The organism is Bacillus sp. FSL W8-0848 (assembly GCF_038007805.1).
Lineage (GTDB): Bacteria > Bacillota > Bacilli > Bacillales > Bacillaceae > Bacillus > Bacillus glycinifermentans.
Genome location: NZ_JBBOYB010000001.1, coordinates 3032284 through 3053846 on the forward strand (window position 1 = coordinate 3032284; position 21563 = coordinate 3053846).

21 protein-coding genes and 1 pseudogene are annotated in these 21563 nt (G+C 47.2%); 4 read left to right on the forward strand and 18 right to left on the reverse strand.

All coding sequences use genetic code 11. The annotated features are described in order from the left end of the window. Positions 1-350: 350 nt before the first annotated feature. A complete protein-coding gene (locus NSQ39_RS16030) occupies positions 351-1751 on the reverse strand; it encodes a YfcC family protein (protein WP_175075390.1) in 1401 nt (466 codons plus the stop codon). A 249-nt stretch (positions 1752-2000) separates the two neighbouring features. Here NSQ39_RS16030 and NSQ39_RS16035 point away from each other — a divergent pair, with 249 nt between their 5' ends. Then, positions 2001-2123 (forward strand): hypothetical protein, encoded by a 123-nt coding sequence (locus tag NSQ39_RS16035; protein ID WP_272901824.1) that lies wholly within the window; start codon positions 2001-2003, stop codon positions 2121-2123. Positions 2124-2233: 110 nt separating this feature from the next. Then, positions 2234-3049, forward strand: coding sequence for an endonuclease I family protein (locus tag NSQ39_RS16040; RefSeq protein WP_175075391.1), 816 nt, complete (start codon positions 2234-2236; stop codon positions 3047-3049). A gap of 46 nt (positions 3050-3095) precedes the next feature. Here the strand turns inward: NSQ39_RS16040 and NSQ39_RS16045 are convergent, their stop codons facing one another. Next, on the reverse strand, positions 3096-4187 hold the full coding sequence (locus NSQ39_RS16045) for an ABC transporter ATP-binding protein (protein WP_175075392.1): 1092 nt from the start codon (positions 4185-4187) through the stop codon (positions 3096-3098). A gap of 110 nt (positions 4188-4297) precedes the next feature. Between NSQ39_RS16045 and NSQ39_RS16050 the strand changes: the two genes are divergently transcribed. Continuing rightward, complete coding sequence (locus NSQ39_RS16050) at positions 4298-5026, forward strand: GntR family transcriptional regulator (RefSeq protein ID WP_175075393.1); 729 nt, start codon at positions 4298-4300, stop codon at positions 5024-5026. On the opposite strand, the gene NSQ39_RS16055 is transcribed toward NSQ39_RS16050, so the two are convergent. The 13 genes and pseudogenes from NSQ39_RS16055 to NSQ39_RS16115 form a co-directional block, all read right to left on the reverse strand. After that, positions 5017-5847, reverse strand: a complete 831-nt coding sequence (locus tag NSQ39_RS16055) for a PfkB family carbohydrate kinase (RefSeq protein WP_048353201.1) — start codon at positions 5845-5847, stop codon at positions 5017-5019. The two genes, NSQ39_RS16050 and NSQ39_RS16055, sit on opposite strands and share 10 nt — an antisense overlap. Before the next feature lie 13 nt (positions 5848-5860). Beyond that, on the reverse strand, positions 5861-6757 hold the full coding sequence (locus NSQ39_RS16060) for a carbohydrate ABC transporter permease (RefSeq protein WP_202049205.1): 897 nt from the start codon (positions 6755-6757) through the stop codon (positions 5861-5863). 6 nt (positions 6758-6763) lie between these two features. Next, entirely contained in the window at positions 6764-7642 is an 879-nt protein-coding gene (locus NSQ39_RS16065; RefSeq protein ID WP_175075394.1) for a carbohydrate ABC transporter permease, read from the reverse strand. A 14-nt stretch (positions 7643-7656) separates the two neighbouring features. Next, positions 7657-8918: pseudogene (locus NSQ39_RS16070) on the reverse strand (ABC transporter substrate-binding protein). A gap of 94 nt (positions 8919-9012) precedes the next feature. Next, complete coding sequence (locus tag NSQ39_RS16075; protein ID WP_216898681.1) at positions 9013-10023, reverse strand: SIS domain-containing protein; 1011 nt, start codon at positions 10021-10023, stop codon at positions 9013-9015. A 121-nt stretch (positions 10024-10144) separates the two neighbouring features. Continuing rightward, positions 10145-10618 (reverse strand): (2Fe-2S)-binding protein, encoded by a 474-nt coding sequence (locus NSQ39_RS16080; RefSeq protein ID WP_175075396.1) that lies wholly within the window; start codon positions 10616-10618, stop codon positions 10145-10147. After that, a complete protein-coding gene (locus NSQ39_RS16085; RefSeq protein ID WP_175075397.1) occupies positions 10596-11453 on the reverse strand; it encodes an FAD binding domain-containing protein in 858 nt (285 codons plus the stop codon). The genes NSQ39_RS16080 and NSQ39_RS16085 overlap by 23 nt, the downstream gene beginning before the upstream one ends. Further along, entirely contained in the window at positions 11440-13767 is a 2328-nt protein-coding gene (locus NSQ39_RS16090) for a xanthine dehydrogenase family protein molybdopterin-binding subunit (protein ID WP_175075398.1), read from the reverse strand. Before NSQ39_RS16090 ends, NSQ39_RS16085 begins: the two co-directional genes overlap by 14 nt. Beyond that, positions 13767-14417, reverse strand: coding sequence for an NTP transferase domain-containing protein (locus NSQ39_RS16095; RefSeq protein WP_175075399.1), 651 nt, complete (start codon positions 14415-14417; stop codon positions 13767-13769). The genes NSQ39_RS16090 and NSQ39_RS16095 overlap by 1 nt, the downstream gene beginning before the upstream one ends. Next, a complete protein-coding gene (locus NSQ39_RS16100; RefSeq protein ID WP_175075400.1) occupies positions 14414-15412 on the reverse strand; it encodes an XdhC family protein in 999 nt (332 codons plus the stop codon). The genes NSQ39_RS16095 and NSQ39_RS16100 overlap by 4 nt, the downstream gene beginning before the upstream one ends. Positions 15413-15540: 128 nt before the next feature. Further along, on the reverse strand, positions 15541-16659 hold the full coding sequence (locus tag NSQ39_RS16105; RefSeq protein WP_175075401.1) for an NAD(P)/FAD-dependent oxidoreductase: 1119 nt from the start codon (positions 16657-16659) through the stop codon (positions 15541-15543). A 74-nt stretch (positions 16660-16733) separates the two neighbouring features. Next, a complete protein-coding gene (locus tag NSQ39_RS16110; protein ID WP_175075402.1) occupies positions 16734-17594 on the reverse strand; it encodes a DMT family transporter in 861 nt (286 codons plus the stop codon). A 23-nt stretch (positions 17595-17617) separates the two neighbouring features. Next, positions 17618-18118, reverse strand: coding sequence for a GNAT family N-acetyltransferase (locus NSQ39_RS16115; protein WP_175075403.1), 501 nt, complete (start codon positions 18116-18118; stop codon positions 17618-17620). Between the two features lie 117 nt (positions 18119-18235). Between NSQ39_RS16115 and NSQ39_RS16120 the strand changes: the two genes are divergently transcribed. Continuing rightward, complete coding sequence (locus tag NSQ39_RS16120) at positions 18236-18691, forward strand: GNAT family N-acetyltransferase (protein ID WP_175075404.1); 456 nt, start codon at positions 18236-18238, stop codon at positions 18689-18691. Between the two features lie 267 nt (positions 18692-18958). Here the strand turns inward: NSQ39_RS16120 and NSQ39_RS16125 are convergent, their stop codons facing one another. Genes NSQ39_RS16125 through NSQ39_RS16135 form a run of 3 tightly spaced genes read right to left on the reverse strand, consistent with a single transcriptional unit; the run spans position 18959 to position 21505 of the window. Then, positions 18959-19957: an RNA helicase gene (locus NSQ39_RS16125; protein WP_175075405.1), complete on the reverse strand. Its 999-nt coding sequence runs from the start codon at positions 19955-19957 to the stop codon at positions 18959-18961. Continuing rightward, on the reverse strand, positions 19942-21237 hold the full coding sequence (locus tag NSQ39_RS16130; RefSeq protein ID WP_341015932.1) for an ATP-dependent nuclease: 1296 nt from the start codon (positions 21235-21237) through the stop codon (positions 19942-19944). The genes NSQ39_RS16125 and NSQ39_RS16130 overlap by 16 nt, the downstream gene beginning before the upstream one ends. Then, positions 21209-21505 carry an AAA family ATPase gene (locus NSQ39_RS16135; protein ID WP_341015935.1) on the reverse strand — a complete coding sequence of 99 codons (297 nt, stop codon included), beginning with the start codon at positions 21503-21505 and terminating at the stop codon, positions 21209-21211. Before NSQ39_RS16135 ends, NSQ39_RS16130 begins: the two co-directional genes overlap by 29 nt. Positions 21506-21563 lie beyond the last annotated feature (58 nt).

The window sequence follows — 21563 nt, forward strand, 5'->3', positions numbered from 1 at the left end:
CCGATCAGGGATATGTCTGGAATCATCGGGGACATTTCAATCAAGAGGGTAGAAAAATCCGTCTCGAGGAACGGTTCCCCGCCGGCTGCCTCCGCGATTCGGATTTTAGCGGAGCTTTCCTCAGGACACGGAGCATTGAAACGCGGATTTCAGCCGCTTCCACTTTGCAAAACTGCATATGTAAAAAAATGAACTTCAAATTCCTGTGCAAAACGTCCAATTCCGCTTCACCTGCTTAAAGAAAGCAGACCTTTATCAGAGCCAACAGCCGGCTTATCACGCGAGCTTGCCGTTTTGCATAATATCATGGATTTTAGAGGAGGACTGGCGCCTAACGCCAGTCTTTTAAACTACGACCAGCGGGCGGCATGGGCGATCAGCAAGAACACGACGGCGGCCGCCATCCAAAGGCAAAAGAGCGGCATGACGAATCGCAGCCATTTGTTCCAGGATATCCGGCTGATCGCAAGCGTTGCCATAAAATAGCCTGACGTCGGAAATATGATGTTTGAAAAACCGTCTCCGAATTGGAAGGCAAGGATCGCCGTCTGTCTCGTAATCCCGACGATGTCAGCCAATGGAGCCATGATCGGCATCATGATCAATGCCTGGCCGCTTCCGCTCGGAACAAAAAAGTTAAACAGCATCTGTGTAAAGAGCATCGCAGTGACCGTCAAATATGAAGGGAATTGTGAGACGGCATGCGATAAGCCGTACACAATCGTATCCATGATCTGTCCTTCCGTCATCACGACAGCGACAGCTCTTGCGATTCCGCAGACCATCGCACCGACCATCACTTCTTTAAACCCTTCGTTTAAAGACTCGGCGATCTCCCTTGAATTCAAGCCGGCGATCACTGCGGGGACGATCCCGAGCGCGAGAAAATAGCCGGCCATCGCCGTCATGTCCCACCTGAAGGCAATGACACACCCGATCAATCCAGCAAACAACACGAGAGCTGCAATCCCGGCACATTTGATCCGTGTTCCTCCCTCAAAAGCGGGAGCCGGTTCGGGCGCTTCTTTCTCCGTCAAGCTTTTTTCCGGATCGGCTCTTACGGCTTCCGCATACTTGAGCACATATATGACGCCCAGCGCCGTGATCACAAAGAAAATGACCGTCCGATATCCCATTCCCGAATACAGAGGAACGCCTGTGATCGTTTGCGAGATGCCCACTGTGAAAGGATTGGTCAATGCACTCGTAAAACCGGCAATCGTCCCGCACAGCGCGATGGCGGCAGCCGTCATCCGGTCATAGCCGAAAGCCAGCATTAACGGCAGGATGACGGGAACATAGACGATCGACAATTCAGGGGTGCCGATGAAACAGGCAATGCCGGAGAAAACGAACATTAACGCCGGAATAATGAAAACCGGCCTGCTCCTGAACATATTTCCCAACAGGCGGACGCCGAGCTCAATGACGGCCGCTTTCCGCAAAACGGCAAAGACCCCGCCCGCCGTAAATGTAAAAAAGATAATCGGAGCCGCCTCCGTCATCCCTTTCGGCACAGAAGACACAAGCGTCAGCAAATCGACCGGAGACTGATCAATCCACTGATAGGAATTCGGGTCGACCATTTCCCTGCCGTCAGAGGTTTTGAACCTTTCGTATTCACCCGACGGTATGATGTATGTCGCAAGAGCCATGAGCATAATCATTGCGGCAAGGATGACATAAATGTGGGGAAATTCTTTTTTACGCTTCTTTTTCAATTCCTTAGTTTGATAAGCCGGCACTCCCATGGTTTGATCATCTCCCTTTCATGTTAACTTTTTTAACATATTAAATGTTTTCCAATTGTAATAGCATTGAAAAATCCTCCGAATTTTCGCAGATTATCGGTTAACGTATCTAAAAAGGCCAGTCATCTCGTAAGATTTTCTCTCAACATAGCCTCTGTTTTCGTGTAAAGTCATAAGAAAAAACAAAAAAGAGCGGCTACACATTGCGGTAATGGATGAAAGAAGTGGGCGAGTGGAAAAAGGGTCGCCGTGGATTTTACCTATGAGGAATCGAAGCAGTCGGCAGACGCACAATGCGAAAGAAAGCAGGTCATCTTGAATTACGCGCTTCGCTGCGCAGCTTCAAGAGAAAGCGTGTTTGGACGTTCTTAACAGTTGAAGAGCGTCATTTACAAGACAGTAAGAAAAACGTAAACAAAATGACATTTCCTATTCATGATATGTTTGGATAATAAAAGAAACGAAAAGGAGGTTTTCGCTCGATGATCAGAATGTCTGTGCTGCCGTTTATGCTGATGCTGTCATTCCTTTGCATGCCTGCCGGACAGGCGAAGGCTTTTTCCCTGCTTCCGCTGAAACCATTGTCTTACAGCTCCTCCGCTCCGCAAGATTATTACGAGGATGCGGAAGGAAAAACCGGGAAAGCGTTGAAACAGGCGCTTCACGATGCAATCGACGATCATACACAGCTTACGTACAGCCAAGTATGGGACGCGCTGAAAACGACCGATGAAGATCCGGCCACCCCAAACAACGTTCTTTTATTGTATTCCGGGGATTCCCGCTCCAAAAACGAAAGCGGGGGAAGTACGGGGGATTGGAACCGGGAGCACGTCTGGGCTAAATCGCACGGCGAATTTGGAACATCTAAAGGTCCCGGAACAGACCTGCACCATATCAGGCCGAGCGACGTACAAGTGAATTCAGCGCGGGGGAACCTTGACTTTGACGAAGGCGGCGCGGAGTATCGCGATGCCCCCGGAAATTATTATGACGGGGATTCATGGGAACCGAACAGCCGCGTGAAAGGCGATGTCGCCAGAATGATTTTTTATATGGACGTCCGCTATGAAGGCGATGACGGATATCCCAACCTTGAAATGAACGACAGGACGAACAACGGCTCTAATCCGTACCACGGCAAAATGGCCGTCCTGCTGAAATGGCATAAAGAAGACCCTGTTGATAACCTGGAAAGGAGAAGAAACGATATCATCTATGAGCGCTACCAGCATAACCGCAATCCGTTCATTGACCACCCGGAGTGGGCCGAAGCAATCTGGGGGCCAGGGGCGTAAAGCAGCATGCTTTGGAACAAACGAAGGCGCTTTTCCGGCGCCTTTTTTAGATGGACGCCTCTGTTTCGGGATCAAAAAAGACGGCATGCTCCATGCTGACGGACAGACAGATCACCTCTCCGGGGGCAAGGCTTCTTTCTCCGTCAAGCCTTGCAACAAACTGCGCTTCTCCGATTGCGGCGTGCAGAAATTGTTCAGGCCCCATATTTTCGCTTAACTCGACCTTCGCTTGAAAGCCTGTCCCGTCCGGTTGCCCTTCTTTTATATGTTCAGGCCGGATACCGAGAACCGCTTCCTTCCGGATGTAGCCTTTTCTTTTTAACCGACCGCTTTTTTCTTTCGGGATATGAAGACGAATTTCCGAATTGGCGAAAAACAACTCACCGTTCTGCTCCTCGATGACTCCCTTTAGAAAATTGATGCCGGGCGAGCCGATAAAGCCTGCGACAAACTGATTGGCCGGATGGTGATAAATGTCGTGCGGAGTTGCCACCTGCTGGATTTCCCCGTTGTACATCACGACAATCCGGTCGCCCATCGTCATCGCTTCTGTCTGATCATGGGTAACATAGATGACCGTTGTTTCAAGCCGCTGATGGAGCTTGCTGATTTCCGTTCTCATTGCCGTTCTCAGTTTGGCATCCAAATTGGACAGGGGCTCATCCATTAAAAATACCTGGGGCTCGCGGACGATCGACCTGCCGAGTGCAACCCGTTGTCTCTGGCCGCCTGACAAGGCTTTCGGCTTCCTTTTTAGCAAATGGCCGATCTCCAGGATCTCAGCAGCCTCATTAACGCGCTTTTCGATTTGCTTTTTTGAAAACTTCCTCAGCTTCAGGCCGAACGCCATATTGTCAAACACGGTCATGTGCGGATACAGGGCATAATTTTGGAAGACCATCGCAATATCGCGGTCTTTCGGGTGCACGTCATTCATCAGCTCATCCCCGAGGTAAAGCTCTCCTTCTGTCAGCTTTTCCAATCCGGCTGTCATTCTGAGCGCCGTCGATTTTCCGCATCCGGAGGGACCGACGATGACGAGAAATTCTTTATCCTTTACTTCTAAATGAAAATCTTTTAAAGCGTAATGCTCTGGCCCGTATTTCTTATGGACGTGGCGAAACGTTAGTGAAGCCATGTATACCCTCTCCTTTTGCAGCAATTTTTACGTCTCTGTCATCAGCGAATTGTATTATAACGTAATAATACATTATAATATTGGTGAATACGTGAAGGAGGACGTTCATTTTGTTAAATAACGATAGTTCCAAACCTCTGTATGTTCAGCTCAAACAAATCATATCAGACGATATCAAGCGGGGCATCTATTCGCCGTCGGAAAAGCTGCCCGCTGAAAATGAACTTTGCGAAATCTATAATGTCAGCCGCATTACCGTCAGAAAAGCGATTTCCGATCTTGTCGAAGAAGGCTATCTAACACGGCAGCAAGGAAAAGGGACTTTCGTAAAAAGCCCGAAAATGAAACGGGAGCTGGTTGCCGTAAACGGCTATTCCGAATATATGATGTCAACCGGGAAAACTCCGAGGCATAAAGTCATTTCCGCTGAGAAAAAAGCAGCCCCCCGGCACATTGCGAAAAGGCTTCAATTACCGCCGGAAAGTCCTGTGCTCGAGCTGAAGCGGATTTTGTTCAACGATGACATGCCGTTCACATTTGATATCACGCACTATCCGCTCAGCCGGTTTCCCGATATCGACCGTTTCATCAGCGACTCCGTGTCCATGCACCACATCTTAAAAACCGTATATCAAGTAAGCCCTGCTTACAATACAAAGCTGTTAAACGTCGTCTTTGCCAAAGCGGAAGACAGCAAGCATTTGGCATGCGACATCGGGGATGCGCTGTTTGAAATTGATAAAGTCGCCTACGGCGCAGAAGACGACCGCATTTATTGCTCGTTGTTTCTGATGCATACGAACCGCGTCACATTCACGATCAACAGCTCTCAGGCATGATCCTTCAATGAAAAAGGGCGTCCGCAGCCGAAAGCCCCGTATGTCAGACATGTGTCTGCCGCGGCTTCGGCTGCTCTGCCAAGAGCCTTTTCCAGGCTGCTCCCGTTCATATAAGCCGTCAAAAAACCTGCGATAAAGGAATCCCCCGCCCCGAGCGTGTCAATCGCCTGCACCGGAACGACAGGCTGTTCGGCGATATCTCCTCCCCGACGCAAAACAGCGCCCTCTTCTCCCCTTGTCACGCATACCGTCTCAGCGCCAAACCGGCTTGCGTCTTCAAGCAGGAGAAGGCATTCCTCCTTTGTCAAACCGCTCCCCGAGAAGAAAGCATATGTCAAATGAGGGCAAACCCGTTTCATGTACTCCCTGTCATGCGTTGTCGAAAAATCGAATGAAACGGCAGCAAGCCGGTAAAGTTCGGGAAGCGCGTGCTCGATCCGGCTGTACACGCTCGTGTGCACGACATCGTGGCGCGCGATGAAAGCGGCGTCTTCTGCGGTCAATATCAGACCGAGCTCAGACTGGATGCCGCCTTTGTTTGAACGGACGAACACCCTGTCGCCGTGTTCGTTCAGCTTGACGACGGCCATTCCGTTTTGTCCGTGTGCGCGCCGGATTCTGCTGATGTTGATTCCCTCCTGCTTCAAAACCTGTAATACATGATCTCCCGCTTCATCATTGCCAAGGATGCCGATATATGAAGCACGGGCCCCCGCTCGTTTTGAAAGGACGGCGACATTTAGCGCATTTCCTCCGGGATAGAACATATCCTGATCTTCGTAATAATCGACGACATTGTCACCAATCGCAAGCAACTGCACATCCATTCCTCCCTTAGCCTTTTACGCTTCCGCCGGCAATGCCGCGGACGAAATACTTTTGCATGAACAAAAACAGAATGACGATCGGTGCAGCTGAAATCGTCAGCCCGGCGAGCAGCACGCCCCAATCCGTCGAAAGAGCATCCCTGAATTGCATGAGTCCGGCAGGGATCGTCTTAAAGTTCTCATCATCAATAAAAATAATCGCAAACATAAATTCGTTCCATGTATGATAAGCCGTCAAAATACCCGATGTCAGCATAATCGGCAGACCCATCGGCAAGAAAATTTTAAAAAATACGCCGAAGCTTGTGCAGCCGTCAATATAAGCCGCTTCTTCAAGTTCTTTCGGGATCGACAAAAAATACGAACGAATCAAAATGACCGTAAACGGAATCCGGTACGCCGCATACGGCAATATCAGCGCCCAATACGTATTGTAGAGCCCGAGCGATTGAATGATCGAATAAAGGGGAACGATGCTGATCTGGGGCGTCAGCATCAGCCCGCCGAGACAAAGAATAAAAACCGCTGTTTTTCCTTTAAATTCAAACCTCGCGAGACCGTAGGCGGCCCATGCGCTGACAAATACGGTGATCACGCATGTCAAAAACGTCACGATGACGCTGTTCATAAAATAAGCCGATATCCCCTGATTCCAGGCGGCCGCATAATTTTCAAAATGCCATTCTTTCGGAAGGGACCAGCTGTGCTCAAAAATATCATCAGAGCTTTTCAGCGAGCTCATCACCATCCACAATAACGGATAGCTGACGGCTGCCGTATACAGCAGCAAATATAAGTATACGGCGGGCACTCCGGCATGCCGCTTTTTCCTCCGGCTTCCGGTCTTCACGCCCCTGTTCGGCGCAGCTTCAGGAACAAACGCCTCCGTTTTTTCTGACAGCATGATTTTTTAGTCCCCCTTTCCCGTTTTGAACAGCCTCATCTGGATGATGGAAAGGCTGAGCGTTATCAATAAAATCACGGTCGCAATCGCTGAGGCATAGCCCATCATGTCTTTTGAAAATGCCGCTTTATACAAAAACGTGCTTAGCACCTCTGAGGCATTTCCAGGGCCCCCGCCCGTCAAAATATACGGCTCGTTAAATACGGTAAAAGCACCCGTCAGCGTCATCACGACGGCGACAAATGACATCTCTTTCGTCCCCGGCACGGTGATCGCAAAAAACGTCCTGACTTTCCCTGCACCGTCAAGAAGCGCCGCTTCGTAAAGCTCGGACGGGATTTTCTGAATGGCCACAATATAAAGCATGGCGATATAGCCGACAGACTGCCATTGGGAAACGAAAATGACGGAGAGCATCGCGGTTTCTCTGTCACCGAGCCAGGCTCTCGTCCACTGATCGAGTCCGACGGCCTGCAAGAACTGATTCAGCAAACCAGTATCGGGATTATAGATGAAATCGAATAATAAAGCGATAACCGTCATGGAAATGACGACAGGAAGGAAAAAAACCGTTCTGAAAAAAGGAGAGCTCCTTCTCAGCAGCCGGTCCTCAAGGATGGCGGCCGTGATCAATCCGCCGCCTACTTGAAATACGATGGATACGGCGGCATACAGGGCATTGTTTTTCAGCGCTTGAAAAAATACCGGATCTTGAAGCAGCTGGATGTAGTTGCCGAAACCGATGAACGCCTTTTGCGGCTCAAACGTGCTCCATTGAAAAAAGCTCAACACAATGTTTTGCAATATCGGAATATAGACGAACAAAAGAAATAGCAAAGCCGGAAACAAAAAGACAAAGGGTAGCCACCGACTCCGATTAACCAAGCATTTCACTCCATTCATTTAGATTTTGCCGCTTTTTGCACCTCTTTCATGACTTCCCCGGGCGTCATATCGCCCCCGAGCATCTTTTGAACGTTCATTAAATAAGCATCTGCGATTTCCGCGTCAACATCCATGTCAAACCATGCGACCATCCCCTTTGCCTTATTGAGGCTGCCGACGGCCTCGAGCTGGTTCGCATCTGCGTTGTCATTATTGGCGGTCCCTTTCACAGGGCTGAACTTTCCGACGTCTTTCACCAGTTTTTCCCCCATTTTTTTTGACGTCAAAAACTTCAAAAACGCCATCGCTTCTTTCGGATGTTTTGTTTTCGATGAGTCATAAAGCCTTCCGGCGCTCCCGTTAACAGATCTGAGCTCCCTTTTTGCCCGGAAATTTCGGGAAATGAAAACAAGCCGAGATTGACGCTGCCATTGACAAGCTGAATTTCCGAAGTCTCCGCGTAGATCATTCCCGCCTTCCCGCTCTTAAACTGCTGTCTCACATATTCGTGGTCGACGGAATTTACATGTTTCGTAAAATAAGGCAGGAGCTCCTGCAATTTGGCCAGCGCATCGACATATCCTTGATCTGTGAAACTCGCATTTTCCGTATGATAGTCTGTCTCTCTCGTTTTTGCATCGACAAGCCTCTGGTTCAGCGTTCCGATATAGTGGGATATCGCCCATGTCGCTTTTGCGCCGAATGCGATCGGTGTATAGCCGTTTTCTTTCAACACCTTTGATGCGCGAATGAGCTCGTCCCACGTTTTTGGAGGAGAAAGGTTCAGCTTTTTGAAAATGTCTTTGTTATAAAAAAATTCTTTGGAAGCCATCTGCCATGGGACGCCGTATCTCTTGCCCCCGGCGGAAAACGGCTCGATCTGAGATTGCAGGAGCTGCCCGGACCACTTCTGATCCTCTTCATAATATGAGGTGAGATCAAGCGCCCTGTCCCCTTGGATGATTTTTCTGGCGAATTCATCGCTCCAGGCAAAATAAATATCCGGAGGCTGGCTTGTCCCGAGCATGACTTTGATCTTATCCTTGTAAGAATCGTTCAGCACCGCTTCCGTTTGGATCGAAACATCGGGATGGCTGGCTTCATATTCTTTGACGGCTTCTTCGAAGAAGCTTTTTTCCGGCTCTTTCGGCCAGCGGTGAAACAGTTTTAAGGTGACCTTCCCCGACCCGGAGCCCGAACTTTGAAAACCCGAGCAGCCGCTTGCAAGCAGCATGGCAGCGACAGCGGCGATAACAAATACATACCTCTTTTTCAAATGAAAACCCCTCCTTTTGTACAGATAAGGCGGGACGGCACCCGCGGAGCCGCCACGCCGTTTAGGAAAATTCATGATGTTATATAATGTTATATCAATACTCAACTTTCCACATATACCGTCTTGTCGTCAGCGGATGGTTCCGCGCTTCAGCCAAAGCGTCGGCATACAGGCGCAAGACGCGGTTCAGCACGAGCGGGGCGAGATAGCCTTTTACGTCATCGCTGATTCCGTCAAAATCGTAAGCTTTGGCATCGAGAACCGTCAGCTTTTTGCCGTATCGTTTTGAGAAAGCGAGCGCCCGTTCTTCGAGCGGCCTCGTTTCATCCAAACCGAGCAGAATGATGAACGGCACCGACTCGTCGATGATTTCAAACGGACCGTGAAAATATTCGCCTGCATGAATGGCCTGCGAATGAATCCATTGCATTTCCATGAGGATGCAGATGCTGTACGAATAAGCGACGCCATAGTTTGCACCGCTTGCCATCGTATAAATGACCTGCTCCTTCTGATGGGCTTCGGCAAACTGCCGCGCGTTTCCGTCTTCTTTTTCCAAAGCCTGTTCATAGACTGCCTGAAGCTTGTCCAACCCGTCGATCGCCTGTTCAAATTTCGGATGGTTTTCCAATACTTGCAGCACCCCGAAAACAATTTGGTATAAGACGCCGTAATTCGTATTGATCGCGAGGGCTTCTTCCCCCCAATCGTATTGAACGGCATACTCTGCCGCCTCAGCCAAAGGAGATTCCGGCTTAAACGTCATGGCGATCGTCAGCGCCCCTTTGCTTTTTGCAAAACTTGCGGCTTTTACGGTTTCCGGCGTGTTTCCGGAGTGAGAGCACAAAATGACGAGCGATTTTTCTCCGAGCTGGACGGGATTGCGCTGAATAAATTCGTTTGAGCTGTAAAGGTCGGAGCTGATCGCTTTTGACTCTCTGTCAAACACGTATTTGCTCGGATACATAATCGCGGAAGAACCGCCGCATGCGACAAAAAATACGTGATCGATCGTTTTTCCTTTCAAATCGTGCAAAAAAGCTTGAACTTCCGGGTTTACTTTTGCTGTTGCCTGACTGCTCAATTCCTTCACTCCTATTCTCATATTATATAACGTTATATAACATTATATATTGTTATATTATCGGTACAGAAATATGCCTGTCAATATAGTTTTCTGAAATTTTAAAAAATAAATAAAAAGCACTGTATGTAGTGCCTTTTCTTCAAATCTCCGATTTTTTCGCCAAAACCGATTTTACCGCTTGTTCGATTTCCTTATATCCGGTGCATCTGCAAATGTTTGAATCGAGCCACTCTCTGATCGTTTCGTCATCTGCATCAGGATGGGTTTCCGCGAGCAAATGGCAATTCATGATAAACCCCGGTGTGCAATAGCCGCATTGAAAAGCGAAATGACGTACAAACGCCTGCTGAATGGGCGCCCCCTCCAAGCCCTCGACCGTGACGATCGTTTTGCCGGTGCATTCGGCCGCAAGCATGAGACACGACTTCATCGGCCGTCCGTCGAGTGAGACCGTGCAGGCTCCGCAGTCTCCGTTCAAGCAGCCTGGCTTTGCCCCGGTTAATCCGAGCCTTTCTCTGAGAACGTATAAAAGGGTGTCGGCATGCCTGATCATGACCTCTCTTTCCTCTCCGTTTATGTGAAGCGTGATATCAGTTCTTTTCCCATTTGTCATATTCATCACCTTTTAATATGCTGAAAATATCAAACAGCGTATGTTTGATTACGAATTTGCGATACTCAGCAGACCCTTCGGTATCATCCAAAACCGGTTCGGGCAAATGGCGGATCGCCTGCTGAACCCTGTCTTCAACCGGCATATTCGGATCATTTAAAGCCGCTTCAACCTGCTTTGACCGAAAAGGAAACGGACTAACGCCGCTGAATGCGACGCGGACCCGGTCATCCACCCGAATGGCTGAAGCGGTTACTAAAGGATAGCCCGTTTCCCATTGCTGACGCACTTTGATGCTGGCATACGGCAGGTTGATATACCGTTTTTCGGTCAGGAGAAAAACGAGCAATTCCCCTTTTTTCAGCTGCAGCTCTTTGTTGAACACCTCATGAATCGGATAGACGTTCATCCCGTCCCCGCCCAATGTCATGATTTTGCTGTCAGTTAACAAAAACGGCAAAACGGCTTCACGGTAAAAAATCTGCCCGCAAATGTTGCCGCCCAGCGTAATTTTGTTGCGCGCGGTGCGATCTGCGACTTCCCTCGCGGCTTTGCCCAACAAAGGAAAAACGCCGCTTTCCGCAACTTCCGTCAACGTCAGGGCAGCGCCTAACACAAGGTGGTTCTGCTCATATTGCATGGCCCTGCATTCGGGTATTTCTTTAATATCGATGACCGCCTTCGTATGCATCAAGTCTAAACGGCCGAGCGTGATGTGCTCTGTGCCTCCCGAGAAATAGGAAGGCTGCTTCTCCTCCCTGTCAAGTCTTTGAAACAGCCGGGCCGCTTCCTCTGCCGATTCAGGCCGGTAATATTCAAAATCAAACGGAATCATGTTTGCCCTCCTTCATCTTCCAAATCAGCTCCGGAATGAGAGGCAGCTCATTTAAGGGAACGCCCGCAGCTATCGTCAAACTATTCGCCAAAGCCGCCGGCATGCCGAGGATTCCGTGTTCTCCGACTCCCCTCGCCCCATACGGTGCGTCAAGCTGAGGCGTCTCAACAAAATCAACGACATATTCCGGATGCTCGCCATAGCGAATCGGCCTGTATGTTCTGAGCTGATGATTTAACACCCTTCCAAACCCGTCAAACCAAAACGTTTCCCGTCCGGCGAACGAAAGCCCCATGCTCATCGCACCCATAACCTGGCCTCTCGCCATTTTTTCATTTAAGACTCTACCGATGTCAACTACGGTTACCGCTTTTAAAATACGGTACCTGTAAGTTCTTTTATCAAATTCAACCTCCACTCCGTGGGCAGTGACCGTCCATTCGGGCCCCGGTTTCCCGGCCCCGGTTTCAGGATCCAGAAGCGTTAAATGCCTCAGCATGTAATTGCCGCGCCCGATGATCTGTCCGCCGACAGAATTGCCGTTCGGATATTGATAACCGTATACAATATCTTTAAAATTCAGGCCTATTTTCGGATCATCCCTTAAAAACACCCGGCCGTATGCAACCTCGATATCCGACTGCGGCGCTCTTAATGCGCATGCGGCTCTTTCTTTCAATTGGCGGATGACGTCATCTGCCGCTTCCAAGAGCGCCCTGCCCGCCATAAACGTTCCCCGGCTGGCGACCGTTTTCCAATGCTCGGGCGTCGTCTGTGTATCGACTTCCATTCGGACATAAATTCGACTCGGGTCCATTTTTAAGCGTTCAGCCAAAAGCTGCGTCAATATCGTTTTTGTTCCCGTTCCGATTTCCACAATTCCCGACATTACATTGACGCTGCCGTCAGGATTAAATGTCAGGACAACGCCTGAACTGGCATTCAGATCAATCGTTGACGTTTTCCAGCCGCAGCTGATTCCTTTTGCCCTGACCTTGTGCCCCTCCAATTCGATTCTCTCGCCTTCATTCCAGTTCATCAATTCTTTCAGGCGGTCAAGGCATTTCGGCAGATTTCCGACATTGCTCGGATTCAGCAGCACGCGGGTAGGCGTCGTATCCCCGGGAAGAATCGCATTTTTTCGGCGAAACTCCAAAACGTCCATCCCGAGCTTCCGCGCCAAAATATCCATCGTCCGTTCGAGCGCAAACAGCAGCTCTGAATGGCTGAAACCCCTAAAAGGCCCTGCATACGGATGGTTCGTATACACGCACAATGAATCGCACCACAAATTGTCGATCCTGTACGGTCCTGTACAATCGACTGCTGCCGCCCGGCTTAAATCGGGCGACTTATCGGCATACGCCCCGCCGTCGAATAAATAAAGCAATTCTGCCGCTGTTATGATTCCGTCCCTTGAGCAGCCAAGCTTGATTTTTGCATCCAGTCCGATATGGCAAGGCGACGTCAAAATATCCTCTTCCCTCGTGTTCAGCAGCTTCACAAGGCGGCCGCCAACCGCTTTTGATGCTAAATAGGTGAGAAATTCCTGCTGAACGGATGCCTTTCCGCCGTATGCGCCCCCTACAAGAGGAGTGTGAACGATCACTTTCCCGACTTCTTCGCCAAAATATAAACTGATTAATTTTTTTATCATATACGGCGCCTGGGAAGACGACCAAATCACGACCGTCCCATCCGTACGGATCTCACATAATGAACACCTCGTTTCCATCGCCGCATGGTCTGAAGGAGAAAACGAAAAAGACGCTTCTGCCGTCACATCGCTTTCAGCCCAGCCTTTTTCTATATTCCCTTTTCGGATTTTTGTCCGGTTGGCGATATTTGTGCCGGGTTCAGGGTACACGTTGACCTGCAATTGATATTGTTCGACGTTTTCATGAACGAGCGGTGCATTTCTCAAAAGCGCCTGAGTAGGAGAGTTGACGACGGGAAGAGGATGATATGACACCTTGATCATGTCCGCCGCCCGCTTGGCCTGTGCGGGAGTATCTGCGACAACAACGGCTACGGGCTCCCCGTGATACCTGACCTTATCAGCCGCAATCGGAGGACGGTCACGGATTTCTTCCCCGACGAGCGGGTAACGGCCGCCTGTCAGAACGGCGCGCACTCCGGACATCCTCCGTGCGGCGGAAGTGTCAATCGCCTTGATCCTGGCATGTCCGTACGGGCTGATCACGGTGCGGGCATAAAGCATGCCGGGTGTCGCAATATCGCCTGTATAATTCGCTTTACCGCTCACCTTTTGCAAGGCATCTTTGCGCAGAACACTTTTGCCTATGACTGTCACTAACGCCCCTCCTCCTCATTCATTTTTGCAGCATGGCAGCGAGCAAGATCATAATCCGCAGGTGTATCGACATCCATAAAGTACAGGGGATTGCTGTATGATTTAAGCTTCCCTGCGTTCCGGCCCTTGTTCCTGATGATTTGCCGGGCCCCTTCATCACCGCGGAGCTTCATCAGCGCAGGGAGCGCTTTCTTTGAAAAGATGACAGGAGGCCTCGGAATATCTTCATAGCACGACGCAACAAAGTATAAAAACGGCTTTTTGCGGAATAAAGAGAGCAGCTCATCGATCACATCCCCCGTAATGAACGGCTGGTCAGCAAGCAGAATCATCGCCCCATCGGCATCAAAAGCTTCGGCCCTTTGCAAACCGCACCGCAAAGAGCCGGCTTGCCCCTCACTATGATGCCGGCACGGAACATGGCTCCACTTTTCGGCATACGGCCTTAAGAAAAAGGACGGGCTGAGCCATGCCAAAGGGTCGCCCGGTTTTGTGACAACGAAAATGTGGTCCAATTTTGAATGCAGGGCTGCTTTTAAAGCTTTGCTTCCGAGACACTCTCCTCCAAACGGCAATAAAAGCTTGTCGCGGTCCATCCGTTCGCTTGTGCCGGCAGCCAAATAAACGCCCGCAATTTTCGCTTTTCTCATCCTTTCGCGGCTTCCTGAATGAGTTCCCCGGCAATGCTGATCGCGATTTCCTGCGGTCCGCGGGCGCCGATGGGCAGCCCGACCGGTGAATGAAGCCACTCCGGAATTTCCTCTGTCTGCAGAAGCCGCGCCGTTCTTTTCTGCGGTCCTAAAATCCCGGCATAGCGCAAAGGACGCTTCTTCAAAAGGGAAAGAATCTCTTGATCCCTTTGAAAATGGTGAGTCATGATAACGACATAATCATCGCTGTTCAAATCGAGCTTTGGCACGATGTCTTCAGGAAAACCGACGGCCAATGCGGCTGCTGAAGGAAAATACTCCGCCCGGCAAAATGCCGGTCTCCAATCGCATACGGTAACAGAAAAGCCGATTTCCGCAGCAAATGAAACGAGCGGCCTTGCATCAGGCCCCGCCCCGAAAACGATGAGGCGCGGTTTCGGCCGGTATAAATGGAAATAGGTGCACATCGGCGCATCTCCGACTAGCTGGATTCCGCTTGCCCTTTTATTTTCCGGCATTTTGATCTGATGTTCGTCAATATTTCCAAACGTCTGACCAGTCGCTGTAAAAAAACCGTATCCCGTCTGTTTGAAATCATTTGTTAATTCCTTCACATGCTGGACGGGTATCCCGCTGTCGAGAAACTCCTTCACAATTCCAAGGTACTTTTTCAGCTTCTCATCAACCGGTTCCAGCAAAATATACAGCACGCCGCGGCAGCCCGCCCCCTGCCCCCATGTCAGATCGTCTTCAGCTTTCATATCATATGTAAAGGTATCGGCTTCTCCCTTATTCAGCACGTTGACCGCCCGCAACGCAAGGTCGTCCTCAAGGCATCCGGCACTCAGCATCCCGATCCGGGTGCCGTCTTCCTGAAAAAGCATCACGGTTCCTTCTTTTAAATACGCGGACCCTTCCACATGGATGATCGTTGCAAGGACGCTTTTCCGGGCTGATCCCTGTATCGCTTTAAGGATGCTGTGAATGCTTTCCATGAAGGCACCTCCCGAGTATGTACTGCATACTTTTCATTTATATTGGCTGAACCTGTGTTTTAAAACTTTATTTTCATAGAAAAAGAAAAACGTTCACTCCTTTTAATGAGTGAACGCTTTTGATCATGCTATTCGAGCGCGCCGGCCGGGTCATACAAACTGATATCGATCTCCACTTGCTCCTCGAGGGCGAGCTTTGCCAGCTCAGCTCCCAAAAACGGTCCTGACGTCAGCCCTGAAGCGCCAAGCCCGTTGGCGACCAGTAAGCCTTCCATCCCCGGCAGGGAACCGATCACCGGAAGGAATCCAGGGGTGAACGGCCTGAAGCCGACCCGCGCTTCAAGCATTTCCCCGTGTTCGAGACCCGGGGCTACAGACAGCGCCTTTGCAAAAATTTCGTGGAGCCCTCCGGCTGTTACCCTGCAGTCGCCAAGTTTAGGATCATTTTCATGGGTCGCTCCAGCGACAACCCTCCCGTCTTCAAACGAAAGGATATACTGGTCATTCGGCGGCATCACGACCGGCCAGCTTCCCGTATCAAAGCCGGACAAACGGAGATGAACGATTTGCGCCTTTTGATGCGTGACCAGAAAATTGACGCCAAGCGGTTTCAGCAGTTCATTGGCCCAGGCGCCTGCTGTGATAAGCACCTGATCGGCGTATACCTTTCTTTCATCCGCTTTAATCCCTGTGACACGACCGCTTTCATACAGCAGTTCGGCATGTCCCTCGATCACGGAGGCTCCGTGTTTTTTTGCCGCGTTCACAAGCGCACGCCGCAGCGCTTTTCCATTCACCCGCGCCGCCCCGCTGATATGTACCGAACCGTACCCTTCCGCCAAAGGCGGAAATAAGCGTTTTGTTTCGTCAGGCGTCAAGCGGGTGACCTCGCCGATTTCCGGCGCATCCTGACGCCTTTTATGCGCCCGCTCGGCCATCTGCTCCAATTTCCGCTCGTCTGTATGGAGGCTGATCGCGCCTGTTCGTTTGTATCCCGTATCCGTTTCGCCATCTTCTTCCAATTGTTTAATTAAATCCGCATAGTATTTCGCCCCGCCTTTGGCCAGCTTGTACCACGCCTGATTCCGGCGCTGCGACAGCCAGGGGCAGACAATCCCCGCCGCGGCGTCCGTTGCCCGGCCCTGATCGCGGCGGTCAATCAAAGTCACATCGGCACCCTCTTTTGCGAGGTGATACGCGGCGGATGCACCGAGTATTCCTGCGCCGACAACGATCAATTTTTTCATCATTAAAACACCTTTTTCATTTCTGATTATTATACAAATATACCGGATAAAAGCGGCTGAATACAACCCGGACGTCAACCGGCGGCCACCGAAATCACCCCCAGCACCATTAAAACCGCGGCGATGAAGCGCACTCTCCCAAAGCCTTCAGAAAGCAGCACAGATCCCATAATCGTTCCGATTAAAATACTGATCTCGCGGATCGGGGCGACTTGACTGACAGGAGCAAAAACCATCACGCTCAAAGCTAAAATATACGCCAATGAATTAAAAATTCCCACCCCGGCCGCTTCCAGCCGATGATTCTTCCATTCAGACCGGACGCCATTCCAATTCTTCACCGCATAAGGCGTCAAGATGATCAGCCGGCCGATCGTATTAAAATAATCCAACAGCAGCGGCGGAATGAGAAAATGGCTGACCGCTGCTTTATCAAGGATCGTATAGCCTGCGATGATTGCCCCGACGGCCAATCCGTAAAGGATCGGGATGAGCGCCCCCGCCTCCTTTAACTTTTTCATTCCTCCCGTAAAAAAGAGAATGCTCGTCACAATCAAAAGAATGCCTATGAGCGTAACATGTGTCATTTTCTCATGAAAGATGATCACCGCCAGCACACACGTAAGAAGCGGTCCTGTGCCTCTTGCGATCGGGTAAACCAGGGATAGATCGCCGATACTGTACCCCTTTTGGAGGACGAGAAAAAACGCCAGATGACTAACCACGCTCGCCATGATCAAAACCGTTTGCCACATTCCGATTTCAGGTTTTTCATATAAGATGACCCCTATCGCCAAAGGACTGTAAAAAACGGCTGCGATGGCAGTAAACAGCCATATAAACGGAACCCCGCCATCGGCTTTTTTAGAAAGGTAGTTCCAAGAAGCGTGGATGAAGGCTGATAATAATAACAAGGATAGCCCAACTGCCGTCATGAGACACTCCCCCTAATCCGGTTTCATTCGGTATACTCTCTTCTTAAAATAGACATGACATGAAGCGAATCGTATCCATCTCCATTTTTGATACATTCTCTCAATGTCCCTTCCAGCACAAAACCCTGCTTTTGATAAAGATGGAATGCGCGCACATTGTCTTCTTTTACATCAAGCCATAAACGATTGGCGTTGTACACATGAAATGCCCAATTCTTGATGATTCTGAATGCTTCTTTTCCATAGCCCATGCCTTTTTTGGCAATCGTAATTCTTCGCAATTCAAGGCTCTTATTCGGGTTTTTTAGACCGGCGATGATCATATATCCGACCGGTTCATGACTCAATCGCTCTTCAATGATAAGGTGCAGGATGTCTTTGTCCTCTAACGCCTTTTTATGTATATCGATAGACCAGGGAATAATGAAACGGGCATTTTCCTGATCAGCTTCCAGCCGGCATACAAACTCCAAGTCTTTTACTGTTGAATACCGCAAGTTGATGATTTTCGAATCGTCCAACATGTGAATCACCTCCTTGATGTTATGGAACAAACTCTTCATTTATTGTAGCATTTTTACATTTTGATTTTGCTGGTATTCTTTACTCACAATATAGAAAAAGTTCGGAGGGCGGAAAACATGAAGCAAATTCAACTGCGGCATGAAAGCGATAAGTGGGTAAAGAGGGTTGCGGATATGGTTTACAAGGAGTTTGTCGCAGCTTCCGGCAGCGGGATGCCGTATGAGGATGTATTTTCTTTCTTTTCGAATGCCCATTCAGAAACGCTCCCGGTCACATTTATTGCGATCATTGATGACGAATGCGCGGGAACGGTTTCGGCATTTGAACATGACTGCAAAGAACGGCCCGAGTACAAGCCCTGGCTGGCATCGCTTTTTGTCGAACCGGCCTGCCGCAGCCTGGGCATCGGCCAAACATTAATAGAAGCGCTGCTGTCCCGCTTATACCGAAGTGTATTTGAAGACCGAGCATGCATCGGATTATTGCAAAAAGAGGGGCTGGATTTTCGCCTGAGTCTTTGGCGGATGTCGATATATTTAAAAATACATGCTTGTATAAAAAAAAAGACGTGAACTGAAGTCACGTCTTTTTTGATCCAATAAGGCCATCTACAAAAAGGAAAGGAAAAGCAAAGGCGCAAGATTTCAATATTTGTACCATACCCAAAGCTTTTGATTATACTTTTTGTATACCCGGTTCCCTTAATCTTATATATTATTTTCCCCGACCAATTTTTTAAACTTATAAAGTAACCCCTTATTACTGAAAAAATTTTAACGCTTTATATCTTATAGGTTATGTATCTCAATTATATTCTTGTTTACTCTTAAATTTTCTTTTTAATGCTTCTGATATTGTTCCGGTATGTAGTTCTGATTAATGAAATACAAATTACCTTTTGTACGGGTACACGCTACATAAAATTTACTTAAAGTTTGAGACGCTAGATCAGATAAATGATCAGGATATTTTTTTAATGTTGTTGGATTAAGAACAACACATACGTCTGAAAAACTTAATCCTTTTACATTTCCCCAATTATCTGCTTTAAGCGAATACCTTTTTGAATTTTGGTAAAAGAGCTTTATAACTTTGTCATTCTTTAAAATAGACTTTATACTTTCCAAATCCGTTAAAAACTCTATTTTTGTTTCATCCTCTCGGTGTGACTCCATATTTATACCCAACTTTTCTTTTACAAACTTGCTCACACTTTTGGAACATCGGTGACTTGCAATAAGTTTTTCAGTATCAAAATAAAACCCCTGTTTTTCAAACTGTTTTTTATAACTTTCATAACTTGCGAATACCCCCTTACCTTTTTTTCCTCGTCGACTAGACGCAAAAGTTGATTGGTGAAAATCACCTACTAATGTTACTGGAATCTTCAAATCACTTAAACTTAGCATCCAATCAAGATCATCCGCAGTTAGATCTTGAGCTTCATCAATATACAGATGATCAAAGAATCGATTGATTCGTTGTAAGTAGGGAACTTTTTCTTTTATTAAAAATCTAGATAGCTGATTAGAGTAAATTCGTCCATCACTATGGTGATATCCCTTTAAATAAGATGAAGGACGATCAAAGCATATACCATTCACTAGATAATTTGTTTGTAGTGGTCTGTAGCAAAAACTATATAAAAACTCAAATAAACCAAAAACGTGAATATTATTTGGAAAATATCCAAACTTTCCAATAATGTTCCTTCTTAACTGTTCTTGGTTTGCTTGAGTGTATGTTATCAATGCAGCTCGTTCTTCTAAATTTAACTGTTCTAATAGAAAAGTAGTCTTTCCAGCTCCAGCCACTGCCTGAATCATAATCTTATCCATTTATATGCCTCTTTTATATGGGATGGTATTTCAAACTCTTTATCCAATTCACATTTCTCTAATAACCTTAAAATTCGAAATGCTGCCTCTGCTTTATTAGATAACATGTATGATAATACACCATTCCTCATCTGATCATTTTTAAGATGTTTATCTAAAAATGCTTCATTGTGTTTATAAATCGATACTTCAAGGGTGTATTCTTGTGATTCTTTATTTGCAAAAACTTTAATGTTGTCACTTACATATTCTCTATATGACTCTTCGATATTCTTTCTATAATCTCTATCATTATCTGTAATTACAGCAACTTTTTTATTTATCTTCTGGGCTATTTTAAGATATCTTTTAAAAGAAAGTCCTCCGACTGAGATCATTGCAATTCCATCTTCATACATTTCCTTTCCTATATATTTTTTATAAAAAGAATCAAGTAAGATATACTCTGTATTTCCTTCAACAAGAATAACTTTATTTGATAGAATAAAATTTAAAACGTTATTGTCTGGACTTTTTTGAAAAAAGTGAGATGTTTCTTCGTCTAAATCATTTAATTTGGTACTCTTGCCATCTCCAAGAAAAATAGCATTCTGCAAATCTAATCGGGTCGCAATCATATTGCTGTGAGTGGCTATAAAGATTTGCTTTTCTTCAGTTTCATCAACCTTTTTAATTAAGCGATGCATATTTAAATAGCTTAAATGATTCTCAGGTTCCTCAATTAAAATAATATTAGTATCTTGTTTTGTACGTGATAACGCAAAGTCAATATTAAAAAACATACTGTCACCACGACCCAAATTTGCAATATCTATATCTTTTTTTTGAATTGTCAGACTCTCTTCTAACGCTTTCCCTTTATGAGCATTTAATTTTAACTGATACTCTGAATTTTCCTCTGACCTCAATAATTCTTTAGAAAACTGATGGCTACGCTCCCTAAACTGATGTTGCAATTTTGCTCTTTCTTCCGACTTCTTTACTCTTTTATAATAATCCTCAATAAACTTTTGTGTAGCATGCTTTGAATTAACTTTAGCAGAGTCGATTGTGGCATAGCGTAAATAACGATTGTAGCTAGTATAAGATCCCCCATCAAAAGTTTTAAACTCAACTTTATAATAGTCAAATGGAAAAACTTCACTATGACTTAGCGTTTCTGCAATCTCACTCGCGTAATCATCATTAGGCGAGATTCTCATTTTAAGTCCACTTAGCTCATCTTTTTCCGAATTGTGTTTACCTACTAATTTAAACTGATGCTCGCTCGTTCTCAGCAATAAACAATTCGACTTCTAAAACAGGTAAATTCTCGTAATTCTTTTCTCCATCTAAGTACTCTTTAATTACCTCTACATTAAACAAGGACTGAATTCCTTCACTTTCAACACCACGATCATTAGCTCCTAACACATAACTGATAGCTTCTAAAATAGACGTCTTACCTGCTCCGTTTTCACCGATTAAAATATTTATTAATGGATTAAATTTTACTTCGAGATTTTTAAATTGTTTATAGTTCTTAATTTTTATTTTTTCTATGTACAAATTCTCCCTCTCCTTAAATAAATAATTTATATAATATGATACCATATATCCCCTAATA